Source organism: Variovorax sp. Root434 (genome assembly GCF_001426595.1).
In the GTDB taxonomy this organism is placed as follows: Bacteria; Pseudomonadota; Gammaproteobacteria; order Burkholderiales; family Burkholderiaceae_C; genus Variovorax.
In genome coordinates this window covers 209,473-228,108 of sequence record NZ_LMEK01000025.1, presented here as the reverse complement: position 1 = coordinate 228,108, position 18,636 = coordinate 209,473, and the positions used below count along the sequence as shown (strand labels likewise).

Genomic DNA, 18,636 nt, shown 5'->3' with positions numbered 1-18,636 from the left:
CCGGCATGAAAGCCCTGCGCATCTACGCCGGCCCCGCGGCCCGCAAGCACATCGAACGGCACGGCCTGCGCCCGCAGGACGTGCGCACCATCCCCGGTGCGGCCGGCGGTCCCAAGGGGCTGATCCTCGGGCCGCTCGACCGCTTCATCTTCGGGCGCTGGCTCACGCAGTCGAGCCAGCAGGTGCATCTGGTGGGCGCGTCCATCGGCGCATGGCGACTCTCGACGGCCTGCCTGGCCGACCCTGACGCCGCTTTCGAACGCTTCGAGCACGACTACGTGCACCAGCAGTTCGAAGTGCCGCCGGGACAAAAGCGGCTCAGCCCAAGCCAGCTCAGCGACAAGTTCGCCCAGAGCCTCGAGGACTTCTATGGCGGGCGCATCGGCGAGGTGCTCAACCATCCGCGCTACCGCCTGCACGTGGTGACCTCGCGCGGACGCCACATCCTCGGGCGCGAGGGCAGGGCACGCACCCCCGTTGGTTACCTGGGTGCCTTCGCGACCAACAGCCTGCACCGCAAGAGCCTGGGGGCATGGCTGGAGCGCTGCGTGTTCTCCACGCCCGGCGCCGCCTTGCCCTTCGGCACGCGCGACTTCCGCACGCGCCAGCACGCGCTGAGCGAGGCCAACTTCAACATGGTGCTGCAGGCCTCGTGCTCCATTCCTTTCCTGCTGGCAGCGGTGCACGACATTCCGGGCGCGCCGCGCGGCGCCTATTGGGATGGCGGCATCACCGACTACCACCTGCACCTGGACTACCAGCCGACCGACGACGGCATCGTGCTGTACCCGCACTTCCAGCAGGCGGTGGTGCCGGGCTGGCTCGACAAGGGCTTGCGCTGGCGTCACAAAGCCAGCGGCTTCCTCGACCGCATGGTGTTGCTCGCGCCCGACCCCGAATGGGTGCGGTCGCTGCCCAACGGCAAGCTGCCCGATCGCAAGGACTTCATCCACTTCGCCAACGACGCGCAGGCGCGCATCGCGGCGTGGGGACGGGCCACGCGCGAGGCCCAGCGGCTGTCGGACGAGTTCGAGGGTTGGCTTCAGCGCGACGGCGTACCGGAGATGCTTCCGCTCTGACCCGGCAGCGCCAGCGGCACGGCGCAGTCAAGGATGTTCACCTCCACCGCATCGCCGACCTTGGGATCGGCGCGCGCAGGCCAGTGCCCCGTGCCGAGCGAGTGCGAATGCACGCCGCCGTTGCGGTAGCGCACGATGGCGTAGGGCGCCGCGGCGCCACCCTCGGCACCGCAATCGCGATCGACGGACCTGGCCAGCTCGCCCGCGCGGCCCACGCTGACCACCTCTGCGGCCCGCCAGCCTGCCGAGTGGTCGAAGGAGTGCGCGTCGAAGGCGGTGCAGCCGCCGAGCGTCAATGCGCACAGGGCTGTTGCGCGCCGAATGCGTTTCATGCCCTGGGCCCGATCGCCGCCGTGGCCTGTATCTCGACGCGGTATTCGGAGTCGATCAGCTTCGCCCCCACGGTCGCGCGCGCCGGCGTGTGGCCGGCCGGCACCCATTCGTCCCATACCGAATTCATCGCCGCGTAGTCGCCCACGGTGCGCAGGTAGATCGTCACGCTCACCAAGTCTTTCTTGGTTGCGCCTTGCGTGGCGAGCATGTCGTCGATGTGACGCAGGATCTCGCGCATCTGCCCGGTGATGTCGAGCGACGGGTTCTCGGCCACCTGGCCCGAGAGGTACAGCAGGCGTGCGGTACCCAGGTCGACGGTCACCATCTCGCTGAAGCGGGGGCCCATCTCGTGGCGGATGATGTTCATGGCAGTTGGGGGGAAAGAGAAGAAGAGGGCGAAGCGGCCAGTTGCGCCGGCGGCGGATTCCACCACCCGCCACCGAGCGCCTGGAAGAGTGCAGCCGCGTCGGTCAACCGCAGCGCGCGGGCCTGCACAAGGTTGAGCAGCGCCTGCTGCCGGGCTTGCTGCGCGACGCGCAGCGACAGCGCGCTGGCATCGCCGAGCCGCACCTGCGCCTGCGTGCGCGCCAGGCTCTGCGAGGCCGTGCGCTCAGCCTTGATGGCAGCCTGCAGCGCGCGCGTGTCGGCGTCGATGGCTTCGAGCGTGTTGGCCACGTCCTGGAAGGCGGTGAGCACCGTCGCGCGGTACTGCGCAGCCGCCTGGTCGAACGAGGCCCGCGCGGCGGCTTCGCGGTGCTTCAGCGCGCCGCCGTCGAAGATGGGCTGCGTCACGCTCGCGGCCACGGTCCAGAACAGCGACGACGATTTGAACAGCCCCGACAGCGTATAGGCCGACGAACCGTACGAGTTCACGCCCAGCGTCATGTTGGGCAGCCGTGCGGCGACTGCAACGCCGATGGCGGCGCTCGCTGCCTGCAATTGCGCCTCGGCGGCGCGCACGTCGGGGCGGTGCTCGACCAGCGTGGAAGGCAGCGTCAACGGCAGCTCCGTCGGCAGCTGCAACGCGTCGAGATCGAAATGCGCCGCCACGCCCTCGCTCGGGTAGCGGCCCGCCAGCGTGGCCAGCAGGTTGCGCTGCTGCGCGAGTTGCTTGTCCAGTGGCGGCAGCGTGGCTTCGGTGGCGGCCAGAGAAGCCTCCTGCGCATCGACGTCGGCCAGCGCCACCTGGCCCAGCGTCCGCTGCTTGCGATAGGCCTGCAGCACTTCTTTCTGCCCCGCAATGATCTCCAGCGTGGCGCGCTGCTGCGCGCGCAGCGACGCCTCGGTGATCGCTGCCGTCACCACGTTGCTGCTCAGCGTGAGCTTTGCGGCCAGGCTCTGGAAGCGCTGCAGTTCGGTTTGCGCCTGCGCGCCCTCGACCTGCCGGCGCGTGGCGCCGAACACGTCGGGCGTGTACGACACCGTCACCTGCGCCGTATGCAGCGTGTAGAGGTTCGCGTTCGACGACACCGGGCTCGCGACCGTAGCGGCCACGCGCTGCCGCGTGGGCGAGTAGCCCAGCGCCACGCTGGGCCAGAAGGCGGCGCGGTCGGCGGCTTCGTTCTCCTGCGCCGCGCGCAGGGCGGCGTCGGCGGCCTCGATGGTCGGATTGCCGGCCAGGCTCTGCGTGACCAGCGCGTTCAGCGGCTCGGAGCGAAAGGCCTGCCACCACTGCGCCGGCACGTCGAGTTCGGGCGACAGGCGCGCCAGCGGCACGCCTTCGGCCTCCCGGCTCGCGGGCGGTGCGGCCGTGTACGGCATGGGCAGGTTCAGCGGCGGCCGCGCATAGTCGGGGCCGACCGCGCAGCCGGCCAGCAGCAGCACGATGCAGGCCGCCACGGGCGTTGCAAGGCTTGTGTTCTTCGTCGTCATTTTTCTGCTTTCCTAGCGGTCGCGGCGCGAACGCATGCCCCAGCCCTTGCTCTCGAACACACGTTCCATCGCGAAGTAGAGCGTCGGCAGGATGAACAGCGTGAGCAGCGTCGACACGACCAGCCCGCCGACCACCACCGTCGCCAGCCCGCGCTGCACATCCGTGCCGACGCCGGTGGCCAGTGCCGCCGGCAGCATGCCGACCGAGGCCACCGTGGCCGTCATCAGCACCGGACGCAGCCGTTCGGCCGCGCCTTCGAGCACCGAGGCCTGCAGCGCCAGCCCTTCGCCGCGCACGCGCCGGAAATTCGCGACCATGATGATCCCGTTCTGTATCGATACCCCGAACAGCGCGATGAAGCCTACCGCCGTCGCCACGTTGAGCGTTTCGCCCGCCACGTGCACCGCGATCAGCCCGCCCAGCATGGCCATCGGCACCACGCCCAGGATCAGCGCCACCTGCCGGATCTTGCCGAACTGGAAGAACAGCAGCACCGCCATGATGCCAACCACGATGGCCAGCGAAATGCCCAGCCGCGACTGCGCGCGCTGCTGGTTCTCGAACTGGCCGGCCCACTGCAGCCGGAACTTGGTCGAATCGAACTTCACTTCCTTCGCGATGCGTTCGCGCGCCTCGACCAGGTAGGAGGCCAGGTCGCGGTCGCGGTTGTCCACGCGCACCGTGATCTGGCGCTCGTTCATCTCGTGCGAAATCGTGCTCTCGCCAGTCTGCAGCCGGATGTCGGCCACCTGCGACAGCGGTACCTTGGCGCCGCTCGAGCTGTTGAGCAGCAGCGCGCCGAGGGCCTCGGTGTTGCCCTTGGCGCTTTTCGGCATCTTCACCGCCACGTTGTAGGTGCGGTTCTCCGCATACACCGTGATGACGGGCGCGCCGCCGATGCCGGTCTGGACCAGGTTGGCCACGTCGTTCGCATTGACGCCGAAGCGCGCCGCTGCCTCGCGGTTGAGCTGGATCACCACCTGCGGAATCGGCGGCTCCTGGAACAGCGAAGCCGAGGCCGTGCCGCGCACCGTGCCCAGCAGCTCGACGATCTGGTTGCCGATGCGCCGGCTTTCCTTCAGGTCGTCGCCGTAGATGCGCAGCACCAGCGGGCTGTGCGCGCCGCCCACCGCGTCGTTCACGCCGTCGATGATGGGCTGGCTGATGCCCACATCGAAGCCGGGCATGCGCGCGAAGCGCTCGGTCAGCGTGTGCACGAACGCGGCCTTGTTCACGCCGGCCGGCCACTCGCCGTACGGCTTGAGGCCCACGGGCACTTCCATGTGCGAGGGCGTCCAGGGGTCGGTGCCGTCGTCGTTGCGGCCGATCTGCGTCACCACGTACGACACCTCGGGGTATTCGAGCAGCACGTGGCGCAGCTCGGTCGCCATGTCGCTGGCCTTGTCGAGCGACAGGCCCGAGGGCAGCTGCACCTGCAGCCACAGCGCGCCTTCGTCGATGTCGGGCAAGAACTCTCGCCCGGCCGTGGCGCCGAGCACCACCACCGCGGCCAGCGCCAGCACGCTCAGGCCGTAGGCGATGGCCGGCACGTCCAGCAGCTTCGACAGCACGCGGCGGTACGCGCCCGTGAGCCACACCAGCGGCTTGTTGACGAAGGGCTTGCTCGGCTTGCGCAGCGCCACGTAGGCCAGGCTGGGAATGAGCGTGAGCGCGCAGAGCAGGGCGCCCACCAGCGCATAGCCGACCGTGAACGCCATCGGCTTGAACAGCTTGCCCTCCGCGCGCTCGAAGGCGAAGAGCGGAAAGTACGCCGTGATGATGATCAGCGTGGCAAAGAAGATCGGCCCCGAAACGTGGCTCACGGTTTCGAGGATGTTGCCCTCGGTGAGCGTGGCCTCGGGCTCTTCCTCGCGCCGCCGCAATATCGCCTCCATCACCACGATGGCCCCGTCCACGATGATGCCGAAGTCGATCGCGCCCAGAGAGAACAGGTTGGCCGGCATGCGCGTGAAGTGCATCACGATGAACACCGTGACCAGCGACATCGGAATGGCCACCGCCGCCACCACCGCACTGCGCGGGCTGCCGAGGAAAAGAATGAGCACGAAGCACACCAGCGCCATGCCTTCGAGCACCGTGTGCGTCACCTTGTCGACCGTGAGCTTCACGAGGTCGTCGCGGTCGATGTAGGGCACGATCTTCACGCCCATGGGCGCAAGCTGCGCCTGCAGCTCGTCGATTTTCTGGTGCACGCCTTCGAGCACGCGCGAGGGGTTCTCGTACTTGAGCATCAGCACGATGCCCTCGACGGTGTCGGGGTTGGTGTCCTTGCCCAGGATGCCGCCGCGCTCCTGGTGGCCGAACTGCAGCCGGCCCAGGTCGCGCACCAGCACCGGCGAGCCGCTGTTCTGCGCCACCACCACCGTGCCCAGGTCGTCCAGCGTGTGGATCTGGCCGATGCCGCGCACCACATAGCTCTGGTCGCCGCGCGCGATGCGCCCGCCGCCCGCATTGGCGCTGTTGTTGTTGATGGCCGTGACCACGTCGTTCAGCACCAGCCCGTACTTCTGCATACGCGCCGGGTCGAGTTCGAGCTGGAACTCCTTGGTGAAGCCGCCGAAGTTGTTGATGTCGACCACGCCCGCCACCTGCTTGAGCGCAGGAATCACCTTCCAGCGCTGCAGCTCCGACAGCTCCATCAGGTTCTTCGTGTCCGACTCCAGCGTGTAGCGGTAGATCTCGCCCGCCGGCCCCGCCACCGGCCCCAGGCCCGGCTGCGCGCCCGAAGGCAGGCTGACCTGCCCGATGCGCTCGGTCACGCGCTGGCGCGCGAAATAGTCGTCGGTGCCGTCCTTGAAGCTCAGGTTGATCAGCGACAGCCCGAAGGTGCTGCTCGATCGGATCGAGGCCAGCCCCGGCGTGTTGCTCAGCGCGCGCTCCAGCGGCGTGGTGATCTGTTGTTCGATCTCCTCGGCGGCCAGGCCGTTGACCTGCGTCGTCACCTGCACGGTCACGTCGCCGAGGTCCGGGTAGGCCTCGACCGTCATCTGCGTCCACGACCAGGCGCCGAACAGCACCAGCGCGATCGACATCGCCCAGGCCAGGTGCCTGCGGCGAAAGAACTGGGTGATGATGAGATTAATCATTCAGCAGCACGCCGCCACGGACCACCACGCGCTCGCCGGCGGTCAGGCCGCTGCGGATGCGAACCTTGTCGCCGTCTTCCCGGCCCAGTTCCACCGTGCGCCGCACGAAGGTCCACGGTTCGGCCTCGACGAACACGCTCACGCTGTCGTTGTTCATCAGCAGCGCCGAGGACGGCACCTGCGGCTGCGCGCCCTGCGGCACGCCCAGCACGGCCGTCGCATACATGTTGGGCTTGAAGAGGCCGTCGGGGTTGGCGAAGACGATGCGCGCGCGGGCTCGGCGCGTGTCCGCGTCGAGCACCGCGCTCACGAAGCCGACCTTGCCGGTGAAGCTGCGCCCCGGGTAGGCCGCCAGCGTGATCACCGCGTTCTGCCCAGGCGCAACCGCGCCGACGATGTTCTCCGGCACGTTGACCGTGACCCAGACCGAATCGAGGTTCGACACGGTCATGAGCACTGCATTGGCATCGTTCAGGTTGGCGCCCGCGGCCGCGTTCAGGGCCGTGACCGTGCCGGCCAAGGGCGCGACGATCTTCAGCACCTGGCCCGCCTGTCCGCCGCTGCCTTCCGCGCCAAGGCTGCGCAGGCGCGTCTCGCTGCGGTGCAGCTCGGCCGTCTGCTGGGCAACGCTGCTCTGCGCCGCTTCGACGTCCTTCGCGGCGTTGGAGCCGGCCTCATTCACGCCGCGCGCCCGCACCAGTGCCCGCTTCGCCAGTTCGAGCGCGTCGCGAGCCTTCTGCGCATCGGCCACGGCCTGCGCGAGGTCGGGCGAGGCCATCGTGGCGAGCACCTGGCCGCGCTTGACCGTGTCGCCCAGGCGTACCTTCAGCTCGAGCAGCTTGCCGGTCAGCGGCGGCAGGATGTTGACGGTGTTGGCCGGATTGGCCTCTACCGTAGCGGGCAGGCTCACTTCATGCGGCAGGGTGTCCTGGCCGACCGTGGCGACCAGCAAGCGGTCACGCAGCGGCGAGCCGGCGGGCACGCTCAATCGGTTGTCCTTGCGAACCAGCATCGGCGCCGGTGCGGCGGCCACGGTGGTGGCGGCATGGGCCGTGTTGTCGAACGAATCGACGCACAGGGCCGCGCAGGTCAGCACGCCGAAGACGATGCGTGCGGGGGTGATCTGGTAGAGGGATTTTTTCTTCATCGCGATGCGTCCGTCACGGACGGGCGCGCCGTGCGCGGGATGCTTCCCGTGCCTTCGATCCGCTCCCGTCTCCTGCGGGGGAGGGTACGAAAGCGCGACTGAAGAAGCCCTCAAGAAATCCTGAAGATGTCTTCAGGATCCGGGACCCGGCGGCCAGCAGTCAGGTAGGCCCGGCATGATCCGCGCCCATGAGAATCCTGTTGATCGAAGACGACCGCAAGGCCGCCCGGCTGCTGGCCCGGGGCCTGCAGGAAGAGGGCTTTGTCGTCGATGTCGTGCACACGGCGGAGGAGGGCGACGAAGAAGCCTTCGTCGTCGCCTACGACCTGATCGTGCTCGACTGGATGCTGCCCGGCAAGGACGGCCTCACCCTGTGCCGCGACCTGCGCCAGCGCGGCTGCAAGACGCCCGTGCTGATGCTCACCGCCCGCGATGCGCTGAGCGATCGCGTGGCCGGCCTCAACACCGGCGCCGACGACTACCTGACCAAGCCCTTCGCCTTCGACGAGCTGCTGGCCCGCGTGCGCGCCTTGCTGCGCCGCTCCGAGATCATGCGACCGGTGGTGCTCGCGCTGGCCGACCTGAGCCTCGATCCGCAGAGCCAGCGCGTGCTGCGCGGCGGCATGGCGCTCGACCTGACCCACAAGGAATTCGCGATCCTGCAGATACTGCTGCGCCACGCCGGCGAGGTGGTGAGCCGCTCGCGCCTGGCCGAGCAGGTGTGGAAGGACGACCTGATCGCCATCGACAACCTGATCGACGTGCACATCAGCAACCTGCGCCGCAAGGTCGACGCGCCGCCGGCCGCGCCGCTGATCCAGACCGTGCGCGGACGCGGCTTCAGGCTGGCGCTGGCTGACGACCACAACGGCGGCGGCAGCGCACATGCTTAGTTTTCGCAAGCGGCTGGCGCTGGCGCACGTCGGCGCGATCGTGGTGGTGATGGCGATTGCCGCCTTCGGCTCGTACCTCGTGTTCGCGCGCAACGTGCACCGCGAGCTCGACGCGGCGCTGCTGGCGCTGGCCGAAACCGAAATGGGCATGCTGCTGTCCGCCGGCGAGGGCGACACCGTCATCGTGCACGAGGCCCCGCCCGGCCCCGGCGCGCCGTCGTTCGTGCGGCTCGACCGGCTGGTGCAGATCGTCGACGCCGAGGGCCGTGTGCTGGCGCGCAGCGCCAACCTCGGCGAGGCGCAGCTGCCCATTCCCCCAGTGCTGCGCGAGCGGCTCGCGGCGGGCGAAACCGTGTTCGAAACGCTCGACGGCTTTGGTGAAGAGCCGACGCGCATGGTCTCCGTGCCCGTGCAGGGCCACCGTTCGCTGCTGGCGGTGCAGGTGGCGGGCTCGCTGGACGACGTGAACCGCACGGTGGCGATGGCCAGCGTGCTGTTCGTGATCCTCGGCGGCGCGCTGCTGCTGGCGCTGGGTGCGGCGGGCGCGATGATCACGCGGCGCGCCTTCGGCGCCATCGACGACGTGGTGCAGCACGCGCACCGCATCGGCGACGCGAACCTCGGCGAACGCCTGCCGCACCCCGGCACGCACGACGAGATCGGGCGGTTGGTGGACACGCTCAACGACATGCTCGGGCGCATCGAGCAGGGCATGGAGGCGCAGCGGCGGTTCACGGCCGATGCATCGCACGAGCTGCGCTCGCCGCTGTCGCGCTTGCGTACCGAGCTTGAACTCGCACTGCGCAGGCCGCGCGAACCGGCCGCCTATGTGGAGACGCTGCATTCTTCGCTCGAAGAAGTCGAGTCGCTCACGCTGCTGGTGGAAGAACTGCTGGTGCTGGCCCGGCTCGACGCTGGACAGGAGCGCGGCGCGGCCGAGACGGTGTCGCTGAACCAGCTGGCGGAAGAGGCGGTGCGGCGACTGGAGCCCTTGGCTCGCGAGCGGAAACTGGAGTTCGCGCTGGCGCCTGCTCCGCCCGTGGCCGCGCGGGTGGCGCGCGGCGCGGCCAGCCTGGCGCTGGCCAACCTGCTCGACAACGCGCTCAAGTTTTCGCCGGCCGGCACCACGGTGCGCGTGAGCCTGCGCGCGGATGCGGAAGCAAACGAGGCCGTCATCAGCGTGGCGGACAGCGGGCCCGGCATCCGCGGCGACGAACTGCCGCATCTGTTCGAGCGCTTCTACCGCGGCGCCACCGCGCGTTCGGACGAGAACACACCGGGCCTGGGACTTGGGCTGGCACTGTCGCAGGCCGTGGTGCATGCGCATGGCGGGCGCATCGAGGCGGCGAATGAAGCGGGTGGCGGGGCGCGCTTCGACATGCGGTTGCCGCTGGCGTGATGACACGGCGGCCGGCCGGGCAAACCCTGACCGTGCCGCCCGCGCGGCGCTTCGAGAATGATCCGATCCATTCCGAAGCAACGAAGAAAAGGTTCCCGCCACCATGCCCCACGCCACGCTGTCGCGCCGCCGGTTCACGCTCGCCACTGCCGCCGCAAGCCTCGCCTTGCCGTCGTTCGCGCAGGGCACATGGCCCACCAAGCCGATCCGCATCATCGTGCCTTACACGCCGGGCGGCTTCACCGACCAGATGGCGCGGCTGGTGCAGATCGGCCTGCAGACAAAGCTCGGCCAGCCGGTGCTGGTCGACAACAAGCCGGGCGCCAACAGCCTGATCGGCGTCGACGCCATCGCCAAGGCCGCGCCCGATGGCAGCACCTTCGGCGTCGTCATCGCCGCGTACGCGGCCAACACCACGCTGTACCCCAAGCTCCCATACGACCCGCGCAAGGACCTCACCGGCGTGTCGCTGATGGGCGTGTCGCCGCTGCTGGCCGCGGTGAATATCGATGCGCCGTTCAAGACGGCGCGCCAGCTCATCGACTATGCGCGCGCCAACCCGGGCAAGGTGAGCTTCGGCTCCTCGGGCAACGGCTCGGCCGCGCACCTCACCACCGAGCTGTGGAAGTCGCTCACGCAGACCTACATGATCCACATCCCGTACCGGGGCGCGGTGCCGGCGCTGACCGACCTGATGGGCGGGCAGATCCAGCTTTTCTTCGACGCGCCCACGGGCCTCATCAACCAGGCCAAGGCAGGCAAGGTGCGGCTGATCGGCGTGGCGGGCGACAAGCGCCTGGCGGCGGCTCCCGAGGTGCCGACCTTCATCGAGCAGGGCTTCGCGGGCTTTACCGGCAGCACCTGGGCCGGCATGGTGGCGCCGGCGGCCACGCCGCGCGACATCGTCAAGCGCATGTCGGAGGAACTGGCCCGCATCATCAGGAGCGACGAGACGCGTGCCAAGCTGGATGCGATGGGCACCATTCCAGTGGGCAGCACGCCGGAGGAGTTCGACGCCTTCATCACCGCCGAGACGGCGAAGTGGGGCAAGGTGATCCGTACGGCGGGGGTGAAGGCGGAATAGCCTTGGGAGGACGCGTCAGGCAGCGAGCATCAGCACCTTGCACTGGCTGGGCACGATGCGCATGCCGATCGCGTTGCTGCGGTTCTGTACCGACAGGCTCGTCATGCGCGTGGCCGGGCTACCCTTCAACAGCACTGTGAACGAGCCGGTGATGTGGCGGGAAGGGCCCATGACCGAAGGCGAGATCACACCCAGCGTCACACCGGGGTTGTCGCCGTTGGTCAGCGGCGTGACGGTCGCGAGGTTGTGCGCTGGCGCGAACATGAAGAGGATGTTCCACGCATTGGGTATCGCGGTCGGGCCGAGCGCGAAGTTGGGGTAGGGAATGGGAATGGCCGGCGGTGTCTTGCACACGTCGGGAAAGGCCAGGTCGATGCCCATCATCTGGCAGTTGGCAAACATGGTGTCGGTTCCTTTCTCTTTTTCCTGAAAGGGCTCAGCCCATGTGGATCTGCTTGGCATCGACCTTCACGACCGCCTGCGCCGTGACCACCGTCTGCGCCGCATGGATGCGGGCAAGGTCGGCGGCTTCGTAGTCGAGTTGGCCGCACCGCAGCTGCTCGGTCTGCTCGGTCATGCGAAAGGCCGTGCGGCTGATGTGCACCAGCCGGTCCATGACGGTCTCGCACAGCCTGCCGACGACGTGGATGCTGGCCGTCATGGCCCGGACCGCGCTGCCGACGTAGTTGAGCTGGTCCACCTTGCAATCGGCCTCGCTCGCATTGAGTGCGAAGCGCTCGCTGCTGACCTCCACTGCCTTGGCGGATTGCAGCCGGATGGTCTCGCCGCTTTCGATCTGCACGCCGCCCGAGGGCGCGGCCAGCACGAGGCGGCCGGTGGTCTCGATGCGCGCCGCGCTGGGGTCGGCCTGATCGATCACCGCGATCAGGTAGACGTGGTAGCGATCGGGACCCGAGATCAGTACCGTGTCGCCCGGCTCGGGCCGCAGCAGGCAGCTGGCGGCGCGGCGGCATTGCCAGGCACCGTCCTCGCATTCGACGCGGTACAGCGACCCTTCGGCCAGGAACTCGACCACCTTGCCAAGGCGCTGCACGGGAGCGTCGGCCGTGCCTGCCTGGGGGCTGCGCAATGCTGCGATGTTCTTCATTGGGTTTCGCCTTTCGTGAACGGGGTGGGATGTCGCGTGCGGTGCGCGGACCAGCGCTGCGCCTCGAACAGGTCGGGGTCGTTGGGCAGCACGCCGGCATTGCCGCGCAAGGCGTCGGGAACGTCGCGTGCCCCGTGCAGCTGGGTGCGGAAGAGGCGGGCATCGAGGTTCGCGCCCGCGAGCATGGCCTCGGAGAAGTCGGCGTAGGTGAGGTCCGTGCCGGCAAAGCTGGTGCCGGTGCAATCGGCGCGGTGGAAGATGCATTGCTGCATGCTGGCCCCGCCGAAATCGGTGCCCGCGAGCACTGCCTCGATCCAGAGGCTCTGGTCGAAATGCGCGCCGCGCGCGTCGGTACCGCTCAGGTCGGCCTCGGGAAAGAGCGCCTGCGGCGCATGCACGCCGCGCAGAACCGCGTCGCGCAGCCTGGCGCCCTTGAAGTTGCACTGCGCCATGTGCGCCCCCTCGAAGTTGCAGCCTTCGAGGTCCGCATCCGTGAATTGGCACAGCAGGAAGTGGTGCCTCGAGAAATCGTGGCCACCGAGGCGCGACTCGACGAAGACGACCCGTTCGAAACGCGCGCCGCCGAGCGCGGTCGTGCGCAGGTCGACCTGGTAGAACACCGCCTTGTCCAGACGGGTGCCCGAGAGATCGGCACCGTCCAGTGGCGACTGGAAGAAGAGCGTCCGGTCCAGCAGCCCGCCCGCGAAGCGGCTGCGCGAAAGCGTGCTTTCCATGAACTTGGTGTCGACCACGCTGGCCTGCGAGAAGTCGCTGCCCGGCAGCTTGCAGCGATGGAATACGGCGTCGTCCAGCACGGCGGCCGTCAGGTCCGCCGACGTGAGCGCGCATTGGGAGAAGGCGGCCTTCTTCAGCTGTGCGTCGTTGAGCCGTACGCCGCCGAGCGTGCAGCGTTCGAACTGGCTCTCTTCGAAGCGCGTGCCGATGCAGCTCACGCCGTCGAAATCGACCTCGATGAACACGCCGCCGGAAAGATCCATTCCGTCGAGGCGCCAGCCCTTGCAGCTTCGCTCCCGGATCGGTTCGCCACGCTGCACCATGGTTTGCAATCGGTGCGGCGTCATGCGGCCGCGGCTTCCTGGCGCATCGGATAGACCTTGGCCAGGTGCGTATAGGCGCCGTCGAGCAGCGTGGTGCCGTCCATGAGGCTCTGGGAGACGTCGGCGCGGAAGAGGTTGGCGCCGCGCAGGTCGGTGAAACGAAAGTCGGCCTTCTGGAAGCTCGCGTCGATCAGGTCGGCGTCTCGCAGGCTGGCGTGCTGGAGATCGGCGCGCACGAAGCGCGAGTCGCGTGCGTTGCTGCGCGAGAAGTCGGCGCGCGTGAGGTCGCAGCCGGAGAAGTCGCTGTTGTCCAGCCGGGCATCGGCAAAGCTGGCGCCGGAGAGCGCCACCGCGCGCAGGCTGCACTCGCGCAGATGAGAGCCCTGGAACTTCGCCTCGCGAAAGCTGCTCGTGCCCACGATGCAGGTGGTGCGCAGATTCGCGCGCGCGAAATCCATCTGCCCGTCGGCCTCCACGTCGACGAACACGCAGCTGTCGAGCTGGGCCGCAGCAAAGCCGATCGCGCCGGGCTTGCAGCGCACGAAGTGCAGCTTGAAGAGCTCCGCCTCTTCGAAGTCGAGCTGGTCCAGCCGCACCTTCTCCAGGAACATGACCACCTTGAGGCTTGTGCGGTGAAAGCGGCAGCGCGCGAATGAGGCTTCGACCACCGTGTTGTCTTCCCACTGCGAGGCGCTGAAGTCGCAGTCTTCGCACAGGATGTTTTCGAGCGTGGCATTGCGCAGACGCGCGCCGGCGAAAACGGTCTGCCGGCACCGGGCGAAGCCGAGATTGGCTCCTTCGAGCAGCGTTGCGCGCAGCGAGGCGCCGTCGAGGCAGGCGCGCGCGAGCACCGCGCGGGAGAAGTCGGCGCCGTCGAGCCGCGCGCCGCGCAGGTTGGCGCTCTCCAGCAGAGCGCCGCGGAAGTGCGCGCCGCTCAGGTCCATGCCCGACAGGTCGGCACCGGTCAGGTCCATGTCCGAGAAATCGCGGTTGCCGGCGAGGATCGCCGTTACCTGTTGGCGTGTCTCGGCGGCCCGCTCCGGCGTCATCGGGTCGGCAGCGTCCTGATGGTGGGCGCTGCTCAGGTACATCTTGCGTTGCGCCGTGGCGATGAACTCCCCGCGGCCCAGGAGTTCTGTGACTGGAGCCATGTCGGCCGCAAGCGTCCCCGGTACTTCCGAGATGGATGCACCCATGCTCCGGAGATGCGGCGTCATTGCCGCGGCGGGAGGCCCCTTGAGCGCGGAGCGCTCGCGGCCTTCGGCCAGCGCGAGCAGCGGGCTCATGTCCGGTCCCGTGGAGCCGGTTTCGGCCGCGCCCGCGCGAAGCGTCTCTGACAGCTGCTGCCGCTGCGCGTGCAGCTTCTGTTTGGCGTCCTCTTGCAGACGCTTGCTGCGCGCAATGAATTCGGGCAAGGCGTCCAGTGTGGGCAGTTCGTCGGCCGGGTCCGGTGGCGGAAAGTAGCGCTCGGGGTCCTGGCCGTCGTCGATCATCTTCTGGCGCATCTGCTCGCGCATCCACGCGCCGTGCCGATGTGCATTGCGCGCCAGCGGGCCAAGCGGACGGTCTTTCAGCGACACGGTGTCGAGCCAGGGGGCGATTGCCGCGGCGGGAACCAGATCGCGATCACGAAAGCTGTAGAGCGCGCCGCTTTCCGGGTCCAGTCGCTGCTGCAGGACGGATTGATAGTGGCTGACCGGCAGCGGCTCGGCGCCTGCTTCTTCGAGCGCGGGCATCAGGTGGACGACGTCGGCCGCGTCATCTTCCCGGATGTCCGCCACGCCGTGATAGATCAGCACGATGCGCTCGCGGTGCGGGAAGAACCAGGCGGTGGTCATCCGCATGGGAACGTCGGTGAAGGTGGTCTCTCCGGCCTCGGACGCCAGCGTGAGGAAGCAGCGTGCGCGCCAGTCGGGCAGCCGGCCCTCCTGATGCGGCTTGTGCGGGTGCATGTTCCAGATTTCGTAGGGCACTGCGCCGGGAACGCAGTCGGCGTCGCACCACCACTGGTCTTCGGGTGCCGCGTTGAAGAGATGCCAGTCCATGTCGCCGGAGAAGGCCGGGAAGTCTTCCTTCGCCCAGCGGTCGCCATAGTCCTTGCCGATGCGGGCGAAGCGCCGGGGCCACATCACGTCGATGGCGCCGAAGCCGGCCGGGGGGAGCCGCTGGTCGTGGCGCTGGATGGGTGCATCGGGTGACTCGATGTTCGGAAGCCGGCGCGTGCGCACGCCGTTGATGGTCTCCTCGTCGGCACCGATGCCCAGCGGGTTGTCCGCGAACGACGCGCCGCCATAGGCGTGCTGCCAGTCGAGCGGCATGCTGTCGAAGTCCTGCGGCGGGGTGGCGCGCTTGTCGAGCCAGTAGCGGTCACCCGACACGCGCAGGCTTTTCTCGATCGTGCCGACGCGCATCTTCACCATGCACTGGTTGCGGATCTGCTGGTGCGCGGTATAGGCGTGGCCGGTGACAAGAAACTCCGCGCTGCGCTTGGGCATGCCCAGGTCGAGCACACCTTGCTCGCCGATCTCCTCGGCGACCAGGGGCCAGAGCTCGGCATCGGGATGGAGCACGGGCACGGCATCCATGCCCGTCATGGCGATCACGGTAAGGCCCAGTCGCTGGCGGCGCTGCCATGGAAAGGGGCGACTCAGTACGCTGAGCCGGAGCGGCTTGATGACTTTCATGAAACGGGAGATGCGCGCGCGATCAGCGGGAAATAGTCGTGGTCGACTGCCGGCGGTCGATGGCCACGGCCGTGGAGTCGGCCGGGTCGACCAGCACGTGGATCGTCTGGCCGGGCATGAAATTGACCACCAGCTCGCGCGCGATGCGGGTCTTGAGTGTCTGTTCCCGTGGTGGGCGACCGGCCAGGGCGGCCGTGCGCACTCGCAGTTCGACGTCGTTGTCGTAGGTGCCTTGCGCCAGCTCCCGCAGGGCCAGCACCTGGGCGCTGGCGGGCTGACCTTGGGTCGCGAGCCGTTCGTAGCGCCGTTCTTCTTCGCGGTAGGGCTTGTTGCTGCGCACGGTGTGCACGATCACGAACGCCAGGAAGAGGACGATCAGCACACCGGAAATAACTGGCAACCAGAACTGCATGGGCAAGGTCGTCGTGTTCAGCTGAAGATGCTCATGACCTTGGCCTGGATCGCCAGCCCGCCGCTGCGGATCTTGGCGCCCGCGGCCTTCACGTTGGCGCCCGAGGTTTCGAGGGTGAGCCCGTTGTCCTTGTTCTTGAAGGCCGAGATGTCGATCTTCACGGCTGCCAGCTGCAGGTTGAGGGCCGCGTAGATCTGCGCTCTCGCGCCCCAGACGTCGAAGGAGGTGGCCACTGCGCCGAAGCGGAAGACGCAGCCGCTGGCGCGCCCGATCCGCCAGTTGTTCTCCTGCGAGGAACTGATGGTGTGCTGCGGCACGTTGTAGGTGACCTTCGGCGCGTTCACGATGATCTCGACGCTGACGTTCTCGGTGACGGTGCCGGTGATGTTGCGGGTCTCGCCTGCGGTGATGTTCTCGGTGCGCGGCCCCTTGGTGTTGAGTATCTCCGCGCCGTCCACCGTGGCCGTGAGGCCGCCGGTGATGGTCCACGTCGCGCCACCGGTGATGGTGCGGGATTCGCCGCCCGCGATGGTTTCGCTCTGGCCACCTGTGATGCTGCGGGTTTCGCCGCCGGAGATCGTCTCGGTGCGGCCGCCGGTCACGGTGCGCGTTTCGCCGCTGTGGATGGTCTCGGTCTCGCCGCCGTTGACGGTGCGGGTCTGCCCGCCGTTGATGGTCTCGACGCCGCCGCTGTTCACGAGCCGCTCTTCGCCGCCGTTGTAGGTGGCGGTTTCCTTGCGGGTGATGGTGGTGGTGCGCGTGCCCAGCACGTCGATCTTTTCGTTGCCGTGGATGACGCTGGTGCGGTTGCCGCCCACGTCGCGGGTTTCGTCCGCTTCCACTTCGACATCGAGGTTGCGCTCGGCGTGCAGCAGGATCTGTTCGGCCCCCGAGCGGTCCTCGAAGCGCAGCATGTTGGCCTGGTTGGCCGCACCGCCGGCGCTGGAGCGCGTGAGGATGCCGCTGGCCGTGGCGTTGGCGGGCAGCTCCCATGGCGGCATCTGGTCGCTGTTGTAGACGCGGCCGGTGATGATGGGGCGGTCGGGCTCGCCACCGATGAAATCGACGATCACTTCCTGGCCCACGCGCGGCATGTGCATGGTGCCGTAGTTGGCGCCGGCCCAGTTGCTCGACACGCGCACCCAGCACGAGCTGTTCTCGTCCGACTGGCCGTAGCGGTCCCAGCGGAACTGCAGCTTCACGCGGCCGAAGCGGTCGGTCCAGATCTCCTCGGGGCCGACCACGGTGGCGGTCTGCGGGCCGTTGGTGCGCGGTCGCGGCGTGGTGCGTGCGGGGCGGTAGGCCACGGAGGAGGGCAGCACGGTGAAGTCGAACTCGCACACCGATTCGCTGCTGCCGCCCGTGGAGTACTCGGGCTCCTGCAGGTTGTAGCGGGTCTCGGTGACGAGGTATTCGCGGTTGTCCGATTCGCGCGGGCAGTGCGTCATCTCGAACAGGTAGCCCGGCGCCATGCCGACGACATTGGTGTGGCCCGAAGCCAGCTCGTGCGCGCACTGCAGCTCCTGCAGGCGGACCTTGGCGTAGGCATCGCCCTGCTGGTGCTCGCTGTAGCCGCCCAGCCATTCGTAGACCTCGTAGGTCGAATGCTCATGGGCTTTGGGGTCTTGCTGCACGCTCTGCAGCGAGGCGCGCGACTTCTTGAAGTCGAAGTCGTCGAGCATCACGCGGCCCGAGGTGATCTGCTCGGCCACGCGCCACTGGTCGATGCAGGGCTCCAGCGCATTGAGCACGCGGTCGCGCGGGCGGTAGGCGATGCTGGCGTGGCCGGGCAGCGGCTTGTAGCTGCCGGTGTCGTCGGCCAGCACCAGCAGGTGCGAGCCGTTGCCATGCTCGAAGTGGTAGGCAATGCCTTCGTGCTCCATGAGGCGACTCACGAAGGCGAAGTCGCTTTCCTGGTACTGCACGCAGTACTCCATGGCGGGATAGCTGCCCGTGAGGCGCTTGTCGAACTGGAAGCCGTACTTGCCCAGCACTTCGTCGAGCACCTCGGGCACGCTCTTGTTCTGGAAGATGCGGCAGTCGGTGGTGCGCGTGAGGTACCACAGCCACGGCTGCACCAGCGCACGGTAGATGTAGTGGCGGCCGGTTTCGTTGGCGCGGCCTACAAGCTCGAAGCGCACCACCGTGCCGTTGAGAAAGCGCGGTGCGCCTTCGTCGGCCAGCTCCAGCGTGAGCGAGGTGCCGAGCAGTTGCTTCAGGTCGAGGCTGAAGCTGGTGCTGACCATGTCCACCTCGAACTCGAAGAGTTGCGAGAGCCCCTCCCGTCCCCGCATGGCGCGGAACTTGAGCTGCTCGGAGCTCATCACGGTGTGGACTTGGACGGTACGCGGCATTCGAAATTTCCCTGACCCATGGGGCTTCTGCGGATGCGAAACCTTCGATGGGCAGTCTAGAAATTCCTTATGTCATATACATGACGCGCAGGGGGCGGCACGGGC

Annotated in this window: 15 protein-coding genes; 4 read left to right on the top strand and 11 right to left on the bottom strand. The window is 68.2% G+C overall.

Going from position 1 to position 18,636, the window contains the following annotated elements:
• Positions 1-5: 5 nt before the first annotated feature.
• Positions 6-1,079, top strand: a complete 1,074-nt coding sequence (locus ASD05_RS21955; protein ID WP_056597925.1) for a patatin-like phospholipase family protein — start codon at positions 6-8, stop codon at positions 1,077-1,079.
• Here the strand turns inward: ASD05_RS21955 and ASD05_RS21950 are convergent.
• From ASD05_RS21950 to ASD05_RS21930, 5 genes are read right to left on the bottom strand one after another with little or no spacing between them, the layout of a single operon-like run.
• Positions 1,043-1,411, bottom strand: coding sequence for a hypothetical protein (locus ASD05_RS21950; protein WP_056597090.1), 369 nt, complete (start codon positions 1,409-1,411; stop codon positions 1,043-1,045). The genes ASD05_RS21955 and ASD05_RS21950 overlap by 37 nt on opposite strands.
• A complete protein-coding gene (locus tag ASD05_RS21945) occupies positions 1,408-1,779 on the bottom strand; it encodes a RidA family protein (RefSeq protein WP_056597089.1) in 372 nt (123 codons plus the stop codon). Before ASD05_RS21945 ends, ASD05_RS21950 begins: the two co-directional genes overlap by 4 nt.
• The gene (locus tag ASD05_RS21940; protein WP_056597087.1) at positions 1,776-3,284 is read right to left on the bottom strand and encodes an efflux transporter outer membrane subunit; all 1,509 of its coding nucleotides are present in this window, start codon (positions 3,282-3,284) and stop codon (positions 1,776-1,778) included. The genes ASD05_RS21945 and ASD05_RS21940 overlap by 4 nt, the downstream gene beginning before the upstream one ends.
• A gap of 12 nt (positions 3,285-3,296) precedes the next feature.
• Positions 3,297-6,392 (bottom strand): efflux RND transporter permease subunit, encoded by a 3,096-nt coding sequence (locus ASD05_RS21935; RefSeq protein WP_056597085.1) that lies wholly within the window; start codon positions 6,390-6,392, stop codon positions 3,297-3,299.
• The gene (locus ASD05_RS21930) at positions 6,385-7,539 is read right to left on the bottom strand and encodes an efflux RND transporter periplasmic adaptor subunit (RefSeq protein WP_056597083.1); all 1,155 of its coding nucleotides are present in this window, start codon (positions 7,537-7,539) and stop codon (positions 6,385-6,387) included. Before ASD05_RS21930 ends, ASD05_RS21935 begins: the two co-directional genes overlap by 8 nt.
• Before the next feature lie 188 nt (positions 7,540-7,727).
• Here ASD05_RS21930 and ASD05_RS21925 point away from each other — a divergent pair, with 188 nt between their 5' ends.
• The 3 genes from ASD05_RS21925 (at position 7,728) to ASD05_RS21915 (ending at position 10,915) form a co-directional block, all read left to right on the top strand.
• On the top strand, positions 7,728-8,432 hold the full coding sequence (locus ASD05_RS21925; RefSeq protein ID WP_056597080.1) for a response regulator transcription factor: 705 nt from the start codon (positions 7,728-7,730) through the stop codon (positions 8,430-8,432).
• Positions 8,425-9,831: a sensor histidine kinase gene (locus tag ASD05_RS21920; protein ID WP_056597075.1), complete on the top strand. Its 1,407-nt coding sequence runs from the start codon at positions 8,425-8,427 to the stop codon at positions 9,829-9,831. Before ASD05_RS21925 ends, ASD05_RS21920 begins: the two co-directional genes overlap by 8 nt.
• Positions 9,832-9,934: 103 nt before the next feature.
• The gene (locus ASD05_RS21915) at positions 9,935-10,915 is read left to right on the top strand and encodes a tripartite tricarboxylate transporter substrate binding protein (RefSeq protein WP_056597073.1); all 981 of its coding nucleotides are present in this window, start codon (positions 9,935-9,937) and stop codon (positions 10,913-10,915) included.
• 15 nt (positions 10,916-10,930) lie between these two features.
• Here ASD05_RS21915 and ASD05_RS21910 read toward each other — a convergent pair whose 3' ends face one another.
• From ASD05_RS21910 to ASD05_RS21885, 6 genes are read right to left on the bottom strand one after another with little or no spacing between them, the layout of a single operon-like run.
• On the bottom strand, positions 10,931-11,317 hold the full coding sequence (locus ASD05_RS21910) for a DUF4150 domain-containing protein (protein ID WP_056597071.1): 387 nt from the start codon (positions 11,315-11,317) through the stop codon (positions 10,931-10,933).
• A 34-nt stretch (positions 11,318-11,351) separates the two neighbouring features.
• Positions 11,352-12,023: a DUF3540 domain-containing protein gene (locus tag ASD05_RS21905; protein WP_082572231.1), complete on the bottom strand. Its 672-nt coding sequence runs from the start codon at positions 12,021-12,023 to the stop codon at positions 11,352-11,354.
• The gene (locus tag ASD05_RS21900) at positions 12,020-13,105 is read right to left on the bottom strand and encodes a pentapeptide repeat-containing protein (protein WP_056597068.1); all 1,086 of its coding nucleotides are present in this window, start codon (positions 13,103-13,105) and stop codon (positions 12,020-12,022) included. Before ASD05_RS21900 ends, ASD05_RS21905 begins: the two co-directional genes overlap by 4 nt.
• Positions 13,102-15,765 (bottom strand): DUF2169 domain-containing protein, encoded by a 2,664-nt coding sequence (locus ASD05_RS21895; RefSeq protein ID WP_056597066.1) that lies wholly within the window; start codon positions 15,763-15,765, stop codon positions 13,102-13,104. Before ASD05_RS21895 ends, ASD05_RS21900 begins: the two co-directional genes overlap by 4 nt.
• Before the next feature lie 22 nt (positions 15,766-15,787).
• Complete coding sequence (locus ASD05_RS21890; protein ID WP_157610205.1) at positions 15,788-16,177, bottom strand: DUF3592 domain-containing protein; 390 nt, start codon at positions 16,175-16,177, stop codon at positions 15,788-15,790.
• A gap of 17 nt (positions 16,178-16,194) precedes the next feature.
• Positions 16,195-18,531 (bottom strand): type VI secretion system Vgr family protein, encoded by a 2,337-nt coding sequence (locus ASD05_RS21885; protein ID WP_056597062.1) that lies wholly within the window; start codon positions 18,529-18,531, stop codon positions 16,195-16,197.
• Positions 18,532-18,636: the final 105 nt, after the last annotated feature.